Origin of the sequence: Planococcus ruber, from assembly GCF_022819085.1 — a bacterium.
GTDB lineage: Bacteria > Bacillota > Bacilli > Bacillales_A > Planococcaceae > Planococcus > Planococcus ruber.
The window spans coordinates 1-14,682 of the sequence record NZ_JALHAG010000013.1; the positions used below are offsets into that span (position 1 = coordinate 1).

The following is a 14,682-nucleotide window of genomic DNA, read 5'->3' on the forward strand; positions in this document are numbered from 1 at the left end:
CAGTTCCGCTCGACTTGCATGTATTAGGCACGCCGCCAGCGTTCGTCCTGAGCCAGGATCAAACTCTCCATTATAGAGTAGTGTTGATTGCTCAATGCTGGCGCATCGCCGCCTCCGAAAAGGCGCACGATTCGCTTTGATCTGACAAAGCCTGATCAGTAATTTATTGACGTTTTGCTGTTCAGTTTTCAAGGTTCATGTTTTGCTGTCCTGTAAAAGCGACTTCTCTAATTTATCATCGCTTCTCAAAAGAGTCAAGCACTTTATCACAATAATTATTTTCTCGTGAAATCGTTTATCTCTTAGCGACGTGTATTATCATAATATGGATCCCGCTTCTTTGTCAACAGATTCTGCGAAAAAAATATGATTACTTATCTTCCCTTGTCTTAACAGGATTCTCAAATAATTTTCCTTCTATATATGCTTCAATTTCAATAAATAAAAACGAGCCGATTTTATTTATTGAACGATCGGCTCGTTATGAACTTATTCTCTGATTAACTTTTCACATAATAATATCTATGGAAGATTCCATCACTTTTCGTATTAACACTTTTTACGAAAATTAATTCTTTGTCGACCAGGTATTCGATAAATACTTCTAAGTCTGAAGAATAATTCCGAAGCTCTTCTTGTTCATGAAGCTCCTGGATCGTCCATTGGTCTTTGCCTGCCATGATCTCTTGAATATGACGAGCTCCGTCATTCGTACGAGAATGAATATAAAATTCACTGGCCAAGAATAAAAGCTCCAATCTTTTCTCAATGGATTCATCGCTCGTTACCAATTCTTCATAAAGTTTGTAAATGGCCGGCTCCATTTGTTTCACTTGAGTCCAAACGGTCACTTCGGGCGGCAAACCATTTTCCAGTACAGCTAATCGGGCTAAATGATGCAACGATTCTACAATATGGTGATAGGCATCCAAATAATTTCTTTCTTCGAAGAATACTTTCCCTTCCAAGTATCGGCGGATTAACTTGGCAAACTCCATCCCCATTTTGATCTTTCGTCCGTAGAAAGGAAAATCTTTCAACTCCCGTTTCAGCTTTTCCATAAATTCGTTGCGGTCGTAAATAATCTTTCCGTGAAATAGCCAGTCCACAATTTTTCGGTTCGTTCCTAGCAATAGCCATTTATGCAATTGTTTTTCCGTGATAATATGCATGGCTGCTTTTTTATCAAGATACGTATAGTGTTTAGTGAAGACCGAAGTTTCATTCTCTTTTGTAATGATTAAAAGAATCGTATCAAATGTATCCGTAATCGGGCTTACCTTTTCTCTTTTTTCGACCACTATAACTCCCAACGTACTTTCCTGGCTGGCACGCTCTTGGTAAATCGGTCTAAGAATCTGCTCCATTGAATTCCACTCCTTGCATTCTATCGGACATGCAGTTATGTCAGCCCGCTTATTTCGCCACACACCGGCTCTTGTATTCTTTATTTCGACATATTTCTTTTAGATTCCTGCCTCTATGAATCATTATCACTTTTTCGATGCATTTATGATATAGTATGATGGATGCAAGGAGGAAATAAATAATGAAACCTTATAAAAATAAAATCAATCGCATTCGGACTTTTGCCCTGTCGCTGATCTTCATCGGCATTGTCATTATGTACGTCGGCATCTATTTTAGAAGCCACCCGGTTGTGATGGTGATCTTCATGCTGCTCGGCCTTATTGCCATCGTCGGAAGTACAGCTGTTTATGCATGGATCGGATTGCTCTCCATGAAAACCGTTCCCGTTGAATGCCCGAATTGCGGAAGACATACAAAAATGCTTGGCCGTGTAGACATGTGCATGCACTGCCGCGAACCTTTGACTATGGATCCTGCTCTTGAAGGAAAAGAGTTCGATGTCAACTACAATAAGAAAAATTCTAAATTATAATCATTGCCAATCGCTGGAGCTCCTATATGCTCCAGCGATTTTTTTCTGCAAATCGGCATAAGAAAAACGAGCATGCAGAACATGCTCGTCAATTATTGGGCTTTTGCAGTTTTTTCAGAACATTCCTGGCATGTTCCGTAAATTTCAAGACGGTGATAATCCACTTGGAATCCGGTAACATGCGAAGCAAGATGCTCCACTTCATCCAGTCCTGGGTAATGGAAATCTACGATTTTCCCGCAATCATTGCAGATCATATGATAGTGGTCGTTGGTCACAAAATCGAAGCGGCTGGAAGAATCGCCATACGTCAATTCTTTTACCAATCCCGCTTTTCTGAACACCCGTAAATTATTATAAACTGTTGCAACGCTCATATTTGGAAAAGTTTTCTCAAGCGCGCGATAAATGTCATCCGCTGTTGGGTGCATTGTAGAATGAATCATATACTCCAAAATCGCATGGCGTTGTGGAGTGATTCTCACACCTGTAGACTTCAAAGCATCAAGCGCGTCCTTTAATTGTCCGTCAGACATCGCTGTGCACCTCACTTCATAAATATTCTTATATTATAATCGTTATAATTAGTGTACTTAAAAAAGAGAGTGCATGTCAAGAAATCACTATATTGTCAAGCTTTCCAGGCTTTATCACCTAGTTACGACTGATGAAGCCCTTTCTCAATTTTCCCCAGGCGCTGATTGATCAACCGCGCAGCGACAAAGAGGAAATCAGATAAACGGTTCAGATAAGCCAATACATTCGGCGATACGGAATCCCCGATGGAAATGGCTGCCCTTTCCGCTCTTCTGACCACTGTCCGTGCGACGTGAAGCGAAGCTCCTGCAGGATGTCCGCCGGGCAAAATGAAGTTTTTAAGTGCCGGAACTTCTGCATCGTATTGATCGATCCAGCCTTCTAGCTTTGTGATGTCTTCCTCTTTAAGCTTCCACTTGACTTCTTTGCCGGCAGGCGTTGCCAATTCAGCTCCAACATGGAATAATGTCGTCTGGATTTCATGAAAAGCGGATTCCAGCTGTTCTTTTTCCTGAAAGAACTCATTGCTCATATGGCCTATTGCAAGGCCAATCATGGAGTTGGCTTCATCGCAAGTGCCATATGCTTCGACGAGCGCGTCATTCTTTGCAACCCGAGTGCCGTATACGAGGGATGTGGTACCTTTATCGCCTGTTTTTGTATAGATTTTCACAGTCAATACCCCTTTTCCATATTTACTTGATTGGTAAGATCGGAATTATTTTCTAACCATTTTTTCAGGTTAGGCGCGAAAATTTCCAATGCCCGTTCCACGTAGCGGCCCGAATGGCTGGACACGTGAGGTGAAACCACCACATTCTCCATGCCCCACAAAGGGTGGTCTGATGGAAGCGGCTCTTGTTCAAAAACATCCAAGACCGCGTATCCAATTTCCCCATCGTTTAGCGCTTTTACCAGCACGTCTTCCGGCACAAGGTCTCCTCTTCCGAAGTTCATAAAAATCGCTTGGGATTTCATCGCCTTGAAATGTTCACTGCCTAGCATTCCTCTTGTTTCTTCGGTGCTAGGCACAACTGAAATCACAGTATCCGCTTTTGGCAACACTTCCAGAATGTTTTCAAATGACACCATTTCATTCATATAGTCGGCTTGTTTTCCTGAACGGTTGCAGCCAATGGTGGATACGCCGAAAGCCTGAAGCAAACGGCCGATCTCACCGCCGATAGCCCCTGGGCCAATAATCAAAGCGGTAGAGCCGGACAATTCACTGGAACGGATTTTGCGATGCCATTCTCTCTGCGTTTGCTTTTCATAAATGGTTGGAAGAGATCGCTTAATCGACAGCAGATGCGCCAATACCGATTCAGCCATCGGTGTTTTGTGGATGCCCCGGACATTGGACACGGTAATTCCTTTTTCGAGAATCGCTTTATGCGGCATTTTTTCTACTCCAGCACTTGCCACCATGATCCATTTTAAATTTGCCGCTTTTTCGATATCCTCAGCCGTTAAATCTTCTCCATATGTGACCACAATTTCTGCGTGCGAAAGCCGAGATTTGTCTTGTTTCGTAAAATGGAAATCCACGTTCGGGAATTCCTTTTCCAGCATTTCCTGTTGATGGTCTTTTGGCACAAAAGTAAAAAGCACTTCCATTGTTTCCGCCCCTTTATTGATTCGTCAAAGATTTCAAGGTGTTGAGCACTTCTTCTATATGGCCATCCACTTTCACTTTCCGCCATTCTTTGACAACCGTTCCCGTTGGATCAATCAGGAAAGTCGAGCGTTCGATGCCCATAAATTCTTTGCCGTACATTTTCTTCTGTACCCAGACACCGTATTTCTCCGAAAGCGCGTGGTCTTCATCCACTAATAGAGAGAATGGCAAGCCGTGCTTTTCGATGAATTTCCCGTGCTGCTTTTCCGAATCGGCGCTGACGCCTAGAATCACGGCATTCAATTCGGAGAAATCTTTCTCCGCGTCGCGGAAATCGCACGCCTGGGTCGTACACCCTGGCGTCATGTCTTTCGGATAAAAATAAAGGACCACATATTTGTCTCCTGCAAAATCGGTCAAAGCGATGGTGTTGCCCGTTTCATTTTTCAGCGAAAAATCAGGCGCTTGCAAACCTTCTAATGTTGTCATCTTTACCACTCCTTTTCTACTATCTATCGTACCGGACAGCCGCGCCATATTCAATTTCTTTGGCGTTCTCCCCTAATATTGTCTACAATGAAGAGTAGACACAATTAGGAGGCTATCAAAATGAACCATTCTACATCTGAAAAATTGCATGAAGAAGCATTATTACATATCGTCGGCGGAGTCAATAGCCCGTCGCGCTCTTATAAAGCCGTAGGCGGAGGATCTCCGGTTGCCATGGAACGCGCAAAAGGCGCTTATTTCTGGGACGTCGATGGCAATAAATACATCGACTACCTGGCAGCTTATGGCCCAATCATTACCGGCCACGCACATCCGCATATTACAAAAGCCATTACGCATGCCGCTGAAACCGGCTTGTTATACGGAACACCGACACGCCATGAAGTCACTTTCGCGAAAATGCTAAAAGAAGCGATGCCGAAAATGGACAAAGTCCGTTTCGTGAATAGCGGAACGGAAGCCGTTATGACGACCATCCGTGTATCCCGCGCCTATACAGGGCGTACAAAAATCATGAAATTTGCAGGCTGCTATCACGGCCATTCGGATTTGGTGCTTGTCGCTGCCGGATCTGGCCCTGCTACACTCGGGACACCCGACTCTGCAGGAGTTCCAAAGACGATTGCCGAAGAAGTGATTACAATACCATTCAATGACACGTCAGCTTTCGCTGAAGCCATGGACAAATGGGGAGACCAAATTGCGTGTATTTTAGTGGAACCGATTGTCGGGAATTTCGGAATCGTTGAGCCGAATAAAGGCTTTTTAGAAGAAGTGCACCGCATCGCCAAAGAAAAAGGCGCTTTGATCGTCTATGATGAAGTCATCACCGCTTTCCGCTTCCATTACGGCGGTGCCCAGGATCTTCTTGGGTTAACGCCTGATTTGACTGCTCTCGGGAAAATCATTGGCGGCGGCCTGCCAATCGGGGCTTACGGCGGCAAAAAAGAAATTATGGAGACTGTCGCTCCACTTGGGCCTGCCTATCAAGCAGGAACTATGGCCGGCAATCCGGCGTCAATTCAAGCAGGCATCGCATGTTTGGAAGTCCTTCGCGAAGAAGGCGTCTATGAGAAAATGGACGAACTCGGCCGCCAATTGGAAGAAGGCATCTTGGCAGCTGCAGCTGAATTTGGCGTAACAATTACCATTAACCGTTTAAAAGGCGCTTTAACCATTTACTTTACGGACCAAAAAGTCGAAAATTATGAACAGGCAGAAGCAAGCGATGGTGAAATTTTCGGCCGGTTCTTCAAATTGATGCTGGAACAAGGCATCAACTTGGCGCCTTCAAAATACGAAGCCTGGTTTTTAACGACCGAACATACTGAAGAAGATGTGAAAACGTCGATTCAAGCTGTACGCGAAGCGTTCCGCCAGCTTTAAGCAAGAAACAAATGACCAAAGAAAGGGGTGGGTGGTTTTATGAAATTAGGTGCTCGTATTTTTAAAACAGGAATCGCGATTTCATTCGCCTTATTTCTTGCAGATATTTTGCAATTGCCTTCCCCTCTTTTTGCTGGGATTGCCGCTATATTCGCTATACAGCCTTCCATTTACCGGTCATTTTTGACCGTGCTCGACCAGATTTACGGCAATTTAATTGGCGCCGTCATTGCCTTTGTATTCGTTTTGACAATCGGCACCAATTATTTAACCATTGGATTGGCAGCTGTTTTAGCGATTGTCATCATGCTCAAGCTGAAACTGGAGAAGCCGGTGCCTTTAACGCTGGTCACGCTGATCATTATCATGGAAGCTCATGACCAAAACTTCTTGGAATTGGCGACACTTCGTTTCCTGACAATCTTGCTTGGGATATTAGCTGCATTTGTCGTCAATTTGATTTTTTTGCCGCCCAAATATGAAAATCGCCTTTTCGGTTCGATCCACGATGTCAGTGAAGAAGTGATCCGGTGGATTCGAGTCTCGATCCTTCATACTTCAGATTACACGTCGATTAAAGACGACATCGACAAGTTAGAAGACAAACTTTCAAAAGTCGATCAATGGTATACGTTTTACAAAGAAGAACGCAGCTATACCAAAAAGCAGCAGTATGTGAAAGCGCGCAAATTAGTGATGTATCGGCAAATGATTCTCACATCGAAAAAAAGCTTGGAGGTCTTAAAACGGCTTCACCGCTTTGAAAACAAGCTGACCGAGCTTCCGGAGCATTTTCACATGATGGTCCAGGAACAGTTGGAAAGGCTCGCCGGGTATCATGAACAGCTTTATATGAAATATGTCGGGAAATTAAAGCCCGAACATAATCTTGCTCTCGGCCCGGAAGCCGCTATGAAGCGAAATGAAGTGATGGGAATATTTGTAAAAGAAATCAATCTTGCTCAAGAAGAAAATGACAGTGAATTTTCCATTTATCATTTAATGCATGTGCTATCAGCCATCCTGGATTATGAAGAACAGCTTGAACATTTGGATTTGCTGATTGTTTCCTACCATAATTTCCATGCAGACGAGATTGAAAGCGATTTGGAAGATGTAATCTAATGCAGCAATAAAAAAGAGTGGCCAAGGGATATCCCCTGGCCACTCTTTTTTATTAGGATTTCATGCGAGGATCGAGTGCATCGCGCAGCCCGTCTCCCATTAAGTTAAACCCAAGAACTGTCAACATGATCGCTACCCCTGGGAAAATCATGGTCCAAGGCGCATTGGTCAAATAGGATCTGGAATCTGCCAGCATTTTTCCCCATTCCGGATCAGGTGCCTGTGCTCCTAATCCAAGGAACCCTAAAGCAGCCGCTTCAATAATAGCCGTTGCAATTGCCAATGTTCCTTGAACGATTACCGGCGCCATGGAATTCGGCAAGATATGCGAGAACAGGATCCGATTGTCTTTCATGCCGATCGCTTTAGCCGCCATGATGTATTCATCTTCTTTAATACTCAATACTTTTGAACGGATCAGTCGGCCAAAGTTCGGCACGTTGATAATTGCAATGGCAATCAAAGCATTTCGAAGTGACGGCCCTAGCACCGATACGACAGCAATTGCCAGAAGGATGCTTGGAAATGCCAACATGATATCAAAAATACGTGAAATGATGGTATCTACCCATTTTCCGTAATAGCCTGCTAGGATGCCCAAAATGCTTCCAATAATCACGGAACCGATAACAGCAAGGAAACCTACCCATAGGGAGATTCTTGCACCGTAAACGATTCGCGATAAAATATCCCGGCCAAAATCATCCGTCCCCATCCAATGATCGCTGGAAGGAGGTAACAGGCGATTGCCTAAGTTTTGTTCATTGATGCCTTGCGGTGTAAACAGCGGACCGAAAATCGCCAGCAAAATGAAGAAAATAACAATGCCCATCCCGATTACCGCGACTTTGCTTTTTCTGAATCCGCGCCAAGCCTCTTTCCAGGGGCCCGCCACTTTTTCGATCTGTACGTCGTTTTTATTTGCTACAGCATTAGCCATTAAGAACTCCTCCTTCCTTAATCATATTTGATGCGCGGATCTACTAAGCTATAGAGAAGATCCACAAATAAGTTGATCATGACAAAGATGAATGCGACGATCAAAATTCCGGACTGGATTACCGGATAATCACGGAAGCCGATTGCTTCATAGATGTAGCGTCCGATCCCCGGCCAGCCGAAGATTGTCTCCGTTAAAATGGCGCCGCCAAGCAGCAAGCCCATTTGCAAACCGATAATCGTCAAAACAGGGATGATCGCATTTTTCAAAGCGTGCTTGTAAACGACGAAGAACATTTTCAAGCCTTTTGCACGAGCCGTACGCACGTAATCAGAACGCATCACTTCAAGCATGCTTGAACGGGTCATTCTGGCAATAATTGCCATTGGTATGGTCGCTAAAGCGGTTCCCGGCAATACTAAGTGCTTTAATACTGTAGACAATTGATCGAACTGTCCGGTCAGTATCGTATCAATAATATAGAAATTCGTAATGACTTCTACTGGATCCCGAACATTTTCCCGGCCTGTGGTCGGCAATATCCCCAATTCAATCGAAAAGATCCATTGGTTCATAAGGCCAAGCCAGAAAATCGGCATGGATACTCCGACCAATGCAATAATCATAGCCAAATAATCGAACCAAGAGTTCTGGAACCAAGCAGAAATGATGCCGGCATTGATGCCGATGATGACTGCGATAATGATCGCGAAAACCGATAGCTCAATGGTAGCAGCTAAATAAGGCCAAACTTCATCCATTACTGGAGTACGAGTTCTTAGCGATTCTCCTAAATCCCCTGTAACCAACCCTTTTAAATAATCAAAATACTGGATATACCATGGATTATCTAAACCTAAGGTTGTTCTTAGAGCCTTAATCGCTTCTTCGGATGCTTGTTGCCCCAAGATGACTTGAGCTGGATCGCCCGGAATTGCCCGGATGATCAAAAACACGATAAAAGTCATGCCCAAAAGCACAGGAATTAATTGTAAAATGCGTCTCCCTATATAGTGAAGCACTTTCTTCACCTCTCCATCTCTTGCAGTATGTATCTAAACTAAGAAAAAAGAGGAGAAATCATGACGACTTCTCCTCTTAAAAAGCCTACTCTAAATCTACAGAAGCCAATTTGTCAGAGCCAGTTGGATGCGCTTTGAAGTTCACAACATTCTTGCCGCCAGCTAGAAGCGGTGTAGAGTGTGCAAGCGGAACCCATGGAGCGTCTTCATGGATGATTTCTTGAGCTTGTTTGTACAAGTCGTTTCTCACTTCTTCATCCACTTCAGTTTGTGCTTGGATAAACAGATCATGCAACTCCTGGTTTTCATAGTAAGTGTAGTTGTTTGAACCGATATTATCCTGGTCAAGCAATACATATAGGAAGTTGTCGGCATCGCCGTTATCCCCAGTCCAACCTAATAGGAAAGCATCTGCTTCTCCATTTGCAGCTTTTTCAAGGTAAGTTGCCCACTCGAATGAAACGATTTCAGCTTTTACGTTAATATCAGCCAAGTTCTTTTGGATCGCTTCTGCAACTTTTTGGCCGTCCGGCATATATGGACGTGGAACCGGCATTGCGTAAAGTTCCATTTCGAAACCGTCTGCAAGACCCGCTTCAGCTAATAATTCTTTTGCTTTTTCTGGATCGTACGGGTAAGGATCAATTTCGTCATTGTATCCGCTGATGACTGATGGCATTGGGTTAGCCGCTACATCTGCACGGCCTTCGAAGAATGCATCAACAATCGCTTGCTTATCAATTGCATAGTTCATCGCTTGGCGAACTTTTGGATCATCAAATGGTTCACGTGTAACCGTCAAACCAAGGTAGCCAACGTTCATTGACGGACGTTCGAATAATTGTAGGTTTTCATCACTTTCGATTGTTTCGGAATCAGATGGCGTGATGCCGTCTGCCAAATCAATTTCGCCTGACAATAATGCGTTCAAACGAGCTGAGTTATCAGGAATTGAACGGAAGATGACCTGGTCAAGCTTCGGTTCGCCTTCTACCCAGTAATCTTCGAATTTTTCGATTGTAACTGAGTCATTGCGTTTCCATTCAACGAATTTGAATGGACCTGTACCTACTGGCTGATCACCGAATTTGTCGCCTGCAGCTTCAAAAGCTGTAGGTGAAGCAATTCCGAAAGGACTCATTGCCAAGTTTTTCAAGAATGGTGCTTGTGGACGTTTTAATTTGAATTCAACTTCGTAGTCTCCAGTTGCAGTAACTGAATCGATTACGTGGCCTTCTTCATCTCCAAAACCGCCAAACATGGAAGCGTAGTATGGGAATTTGTCTGCGTCTCCAGCAGCCCAACGCTCAAAGTTCGCCACAACAGCTTCTGCATTGAAGTCAGTGCCATCATGGAATTTAACGCCTTCTTCCAATTGGAACGTGTAAGTTAAACCGTCTTCAGCAGCTTCCCATTCTGTCGCTAGGGCAGGATGGATTTCTGTATCTTGCTCACCAAAGTTTACTAATGTATCAAAAATGTTTTTTGTGACTTTAAAAGATTCACCGTCGGTTACTGCAATCGGATCAAGCGACACGGAATCTCCGCCTCGGCCAAAAATCAATACTTTTTCTTCAGCAGAATCTCCGCTGTCGCCACTGCTTCCGCTATCTCCGCTATTGCCGCTAGAAGAATCGTCTGAACTACAGCCGAACAATGCCGTGGAAATCAACAGAAGCATCAAGATTGCTAATGATACGATCTTTTTCTTTCTCAAATCTACCCCTCCATTTTTGGTATTTATTATCATTGCGGCCTGGATTCTTTATAAAGATGGCAGGCTACAGAATGACCTTTCTCAACTTCTGCAAACTTAGGCACTGTGGTCTCACAAATATCCATTTTAAATGGACAGCGTGTATGGAACCTGCAGCCGCTCGGCGGATTTGCCGGGCTCGGCACATCTCCTTTTATAACCACTTGTTCACGGGTAAAATCCGGATCCGGCACAGGAACTGCGGACAACAGGGCTTGTGTATAAGGATGAAGCGGCTTCTCATACAACGATTCGCTATCGGCCAATTCCGCCATCTGGCCTAAATACATCACACCTACCCGATCGCTGATATGGCGAACAACCCCCAGATCGTGGGCAATGAAAATATAAGTAAGTTTCAGCTCTTTCTGCAAATCCTGCATCAAGTTGAGAACTTGCGCTTGAATGGATACATCGAGAGCCGATACCGGTTCATCGGCAATGATCAGTTTTGGGTTCGTCATCAACGCCCGGGCTATTCCGATGCGTTGGCGCTGCCCGCCGCTGAATTGGTGCGGATAGCGTTTGGCGTGGTAGCTGCTCAATCCGACGATTTCCAAAAATTCATGGACTTTCTTTTTGCGTTCTTTCGGATCCCCGATTTCATGGACATTCAACGGCTCCATCAGGATTTTTTCAATTGTATGGCGCGGATTCAATGAAGCGTATGGGTCTTGGAACACCATTTGAATATCCCGTCTCATTTTTCGCATTTCCTGATTCGACAAATCGGTTAACTCTTTGCCATCGAAAAACACTTTGCCGTCTGTCGGCTCGAGCAGCCGCATCAGCATGCGGCCGGTAGTGGATTTCCCGCAGCCGGATTCTCCAACGATTCCCAGTGTTTCGCCTTCATGGACCACAAAGGAAACATCATCAACCGCTTTGACGTGGTTTTTCACTTGCCCTAAGACTCCCGACTTAATCGGAAAATACTTTTTTAAGCCTTCAACTTTTAACAACGGTTCGGTCATGAGCCTGAACCTCCTTCGAATCAAATAAGAAGCAGCGGGTTTGGTGGTCATCCGCCGTCTGGTAGAGGTCAGGATTTTCGTTCAAGCAGCGGTCAAAAGCAAATTCGCATCTTGCGGCAAATTTGCAGCCGGTCCGAATAGATCCCGGCTTCGGCACATTTCCTGGAATGGAATATAAACGCTCCTTTTTAAAACGCATATCCGGAACGGACTCTAATAGCCCTCTTGTATACGGATGCTGCGGATCTTTAAAAATGGTATGTACTGGCCCTTCCTCAACTACTTTTCCTGCGTACATGACAATGACCCGTTCGCACGTCTCTGCCACAACCCCTAAATCGTGAGTAATTAATAAGACCGCTGTATTTAACGTTTCATTCAAGTTTTTAATTAGCTTTAAAATCTGGGCTTGGATGGTTACGTCCAATGCAGTAGTCGGTTCATCCGCGATCAAGACTTTCGGGTCGCACAGCAAGGCCATGGCAATCATGACACGCTGTCGCATTCCGCCAGATAACTGGTGAGGGTATTCTTTCATCAAATCTTCAGCACGCGGGAGGCCGACCAATTTCATCATTTCGACTGCCCGTTCTTGAATCTGTTTCTTGGACCAGTCGCGTTTATGGATTTTGATCGCTTCGCGCAGTTGGTCGCCGATCGTAAACAGCGGATTGAGCGATGTCATGGGCTCCTGGAAAATCATTGCGATATCATTCCCACGGATTGCACGCATTTTTTTCTCGTTCAATTTTGTTAAATCTTTATCTTGAAATAAAATTTCTCCTCCGGTGATCTTCCCAGGAGGGCTTGGCACAAGTCCCATAATTGATAGGGATGTAACACTTTTCCCGCATCCTGACTCGCCGACGATGCCGAGCACTTCGCCTTCTCGTATATGAAAATCAATATTGTCTACAGCTGGAACTTCTCCATCATCTGTGAAAAAGGAGGTCTTTAGGCCTTTCACGTCCAGTATGGTTTTTCGTTCTCTCATGGTGTCATCACCCCTCATATTCTCTATTTAAATCAGAAAATTCTATGTGTTTTTATTATACGTAATATTAGTATTATTGCAATAGCTTTTTAAGACATAAAGCTCTTTTTATGATACATATCAAAAAAAGACCCTCAAAATGATTGAGGGTCTAAAGAACTATCAATTAAAATGCTGAACTTGGAATAAATTATAGTACACTCCCTGTTTTTTCATCAGTTCATCGTGAGTGCCTCTCTCTTCTAATTTCCCGTGGTCAATTACGAGAATTTGGTCTGCATGAGTAATCGTTGATAAACGATGGGCGACTATCAAGGTCGTCCGGTCATGGGCTAACCGTTCCAAAGAATCTTGGATCAGCGCTTCACTTTCCAAATCCAGCGCAGAAGTCGCTTCGTCCAAAATTAAGATTGGCGGATTTTTCAGGAAGACGCGCGCAATGGCGATGCGCTGCTTTTGGCCGCCTGATAATTTCACGCCGCGCTCGCCCACTTTTGTATCGTAGCCGTTCGGCAGCATTTCGATAAAGTCATGCGCGTTTGCCGCTTTCGCAGCCGCTATGACTTCTTCATCGCTTGCACCCGGTTTCCCCATCAGGATATTCGATTTCACTGAATCACTGAAAAGGATGGAGTCTTGCAAAACCAAACCGATCTGGTCGCGCAGCGTATGGATGGTCACATCTTTCAGGTCATGGTCATCCAACAAAATGGCGCCTTCCGTTACATCATAAAAACGCGGGATGAGCGAAACAATCGTCGACTTCCCGCCGCCACTCATTCCGACAAAGGCGACGGTTTCACCTGGCTTCACAGTAAAATTCAGATTGGAAAGCACTTCGGTTTCCCCGTTGTTGTAATGGAAGGAAACCCCTCTGAACTCAAGCTTTCCATCGACAACTCCTAAATCTTTCGCGCCTTCTTTATCGGTCACTTCGTATTCTTCATCGACCAGTTCAAAGACGCGGTCCATCGAAGCAAAAGATTGCGTCAAGGTAGTCGATGAATTGACCAGACGGCGAAGCGGATTGTAAAGGCGTTCGATATAGGCGATAAAGGCAACCATTGTCCCTAAAGAAAGATTCCCTTGGATGACTTGGTAGCCGGCATAGCCGATGACCAGTAAAGGTGCAATATCCGTTATTGTATTGACGACCGCAAATGCTTTGGCATTCCATTTTGTATGGTCTATCGCTTTTTCTAAAAATCCGTCGTTCGTTTCATCAAAAATCTTTTGTTCATGCTTTTCTAGCGCAAAGCTTTTAATGATGCTCATTCCCTGGACGCGTTCATGCAAATAGCTTTGCACATTGGCAAGTGCCTGCGAACGTTCCCGGGTCAGGTCTCTTAATCTTCCGAAGAAGTACTTGACGCTAAAGGCATAGAACGGGAATGCCAGGAGCGCTACGATCGTCAACGGAATATCCATTGTCAGCATGATGCCGATCGCGATTAAAATCGTCGCCAGATCCAGCCATAAATTCATTAGGCCGATCATGACGAAGTTTTTCGTCTGCTCCACGTCATTGATGACGCGTGAGATGATTTCGCCTGCTCGAGTATTCGCATAATAGCGCAGACTTAAGCGCTGCAGATGCCCATAAAGGTGCTGCCGGATGTCGTACAGGATTTTATTGCTGACGTATTGCGCAAAATACTGCCGGTAGTATTCAATCGGCGGGCGCAGCAGAAAGAACAGGATGGCTGTCCCCCCTAGCCAAAGATACAGGTAGTTCAGTTTTTCATCGCTCGATAATCCTTCTGCTCCGATGATATCGTCGATGACAATTTTGATCAGCAGCGGAATGAATAAAGGAATCGCGAATTTAAAAATCCCAATAATGATGGTTAATGCAATTTGCCAGTAATACGGTTTTACAAATTGCATATAGCGTTTTGTCGGGCTCAATCTGTTCAC

The 14,682-nt window shown here is 44.5% G+C and carries 14 protein-coding genes and 1 rRNA gene; 3 read left to right on the forward strand and 12 right to left on the reverse strand.

Going from position 1 to position 14,682, the window contains the following annotated elements:
• Window positions 1–74: ribosomal RNA gene (locus tag MTR82_RS16620) — 16S ribosomal RNA — on the reverse strand; the annotation flags it as partial.
• A gap of 426 nt (window positions 75–500) precedes the next feature.
• Complete coding sequence (locus MTR82_RS16625; protein WP_052652360.1) at window positions 501–1,367, reverse strand: nucleotidyltransferase-like protein; 867 nt, start codon at window positions 1,365–1,367, stop codon at window positions 501–503.
• 182 nt (window positions 1,368–1,549) lie between these two features.
• Between MTR82_RS16625 and MTR82_RS16630 the strand changes: the two genes are divergently transcribed.
• Window positions 1,550–1,903 carry a YgzB family protein gene (locus tag MTR82_RS16630; protein WP_052652362.1) on the forward strand — a complete coding sequence of 118 codons (354 nt, stop codon included), beginning with the start codon at window positions 1,550–1,552 and terminating at the stop codon, window positions 1,901–1,903.
• Between the two features lie 92 nt (window positions 1,904–1,995).
• Here the strand turns inward: MTR82_RS16630 and perR are convergent, their stop codons facing one another.
• The 4 genes from perR to bcp form a co-directional block, all read right to left on the reverse strand.
• The gene (perR, locus tag MTR82_RS16635) at window positions 1,996–2,439 is read right to left on the reverse strand and encodes a peroxide-responsive transcriptional repressor PerR (protein WP_052652364.1); all 444 of its coding nucleotides are present in this window, start codon (window positions 2,437–2,439) and stop codon (window positions 1,996–1,998) included.
• Window positions 2,440–2,561: 122 nt separating this feature from the next.
• The gene (locus tag MTR82_RS16640; RefSeq protein WP_052652366.1) at window positions 2,562–3,113 is read right to left on the reverse strand and encodes a cob(I)yrinic acid a,c-diamide adenosyltransferase; all 552 of its coding nucleotides are present in this window, start codon (window positions 3,111–3,113) and stop codon (window positions 2,562–2,564) included.
• Between the two features lie 2 nt (window positions 3,114–3,115).
• Window positions 3,116–4,057, reverse strand: a complete 942-nt coding sequence (locus MTR82_RS16645; protein WP_246809967.1) for a D-2-hydroxyacid dehydrogenase — start codon at window positions 4,055–4,057, stop codon at window positions 3,116–3,118.
• 13 nt (window positions 4,058–4,070) lie between these two features.
• Window positions 4,071–4,547, reverse strand: coding sequence for a thioredoxin-dependent thiol peroxidase (gene bcp / locus MTR82_RS16650; protein WP_246809968.1), 477 nt, complete (start codon window positions 4,545–4,547; stop codon window positions 4,071–4,073).
• A gap of 120 nt (window positions 4,548–4,667) precedes the next feature.
• Between bcp and MTR82_RS16655 the strand changes: the two genes are divergently transcribed.
• Window positions 4,668–5,954 carry a glutamate-1-semialdehyde 2,1-aminomutase gene (locus MTR82_RS16655; protein WP_246809969.1) on the forward strand — a complete coding sequence of 429 codons (1,287 nt, stop codon included), beginning with the start codon at window positions 4,668–4,670 and terminating at the stop codon, window positions 5,952–5,954.
• Window positions 5,955–5,993: 39 nt separating this feature from the next.
• Entirely contained in the window at window positions 5,994–7,079 is a 1,086-nt protein-coding gene (locus tag MTR82_RS16660; protein ID WP_052652373.1) for an FUSC family protein, read from the forward strand.
• A gap of 52 nt (window positions 7,080–7,131) precedes the next feature.
• Here MTR82_RS16660 and nikC read toward each other — a convergent pair whose 3' ends face one another.
• The 6 genes from nikC to MTR82_RS16690 all read right to left on the reverse strand — a co-directional run bounded on the left by nikC (window position 7,132) and on the right by MTR82_RS16690 (window position 14,673).
• Window positions 7,132–8,019, reverse strand: a complete 888-nt coding sequence (gene nikC, locus MTR82_RS16665) for a nickel transporter permease (protein WP_246809970.1) — start codon at window positions 8,017–8,019, stop codon at window positions 7,132–7,134.
• A gap of 17 nt (window positions 8,020–8,036) precedes the next feature.
• Window positions 8,037–9,041 carry an ABC transporter permease gene (locus MTR82_RS16670; protein ID WP_052654600.1) on the reverse strand — a complete coding sequence of 335 codons (1,005 nt, stop codon included), beginning with the start codon at window positions 9,039–9,041 and terminating at the stop codon, window positions 8,037–8,039.
• A gap of 85 nt (window positions 9,042–9,126) precedes the next feature.
• Window positions 9,127–10,758 (reverse strand): ABC transporter substrate-binding protein, encoded by a 1,632-nt coding sequence (locus tag MTR82_RS16675; RefSeq protein ID WP_246809971.1) that lies wholly within the window; start codon window positions 10,756–10,758, stop codon window positions 9,127–9,129.
• 29 nt (window positions 10,759–10,787) lie between these two features.
• Window positions 10,788–11,771: an ABC transporter ATP-binding protein gene (locus tag MTR82_RS16680; RefSeq protein WP_052652376.1), complete on the reverse strand. Its 984-nt coding sequence runs from the start codon at window positions 11,769–11,771 to the stop codon at window positions 10,788–10,790.
• A complete protein-coding gene (locus tag MTR82_RS16685; protein WP_246809972.1) occupies window positions 11,746–12,765 on the reverse strand; it encodes an ABC transporter ATP-binding protein in 1,020 nt (339 codons plus the stop codon). Before MTR82_RS16685 ends, MTR82_RS16680 begins: the two co-directional genes overlap by 26 nt.
• A gap of 162 nt (window positions 12,766–12,927) precedes the next feature.
• A complete protein-coding gene (locus MTR82_RS16690) occupies window positions 12,928–14,673 on the reverse strand; it encodes an ABC transporter ATP-binding protein (RefSeq protein ID WP_052652380.1) in 1,746 nt (581 codons plus the stop codon).
• Window positions 14,674–14,682: the final 9 nt, after the last annotated feature.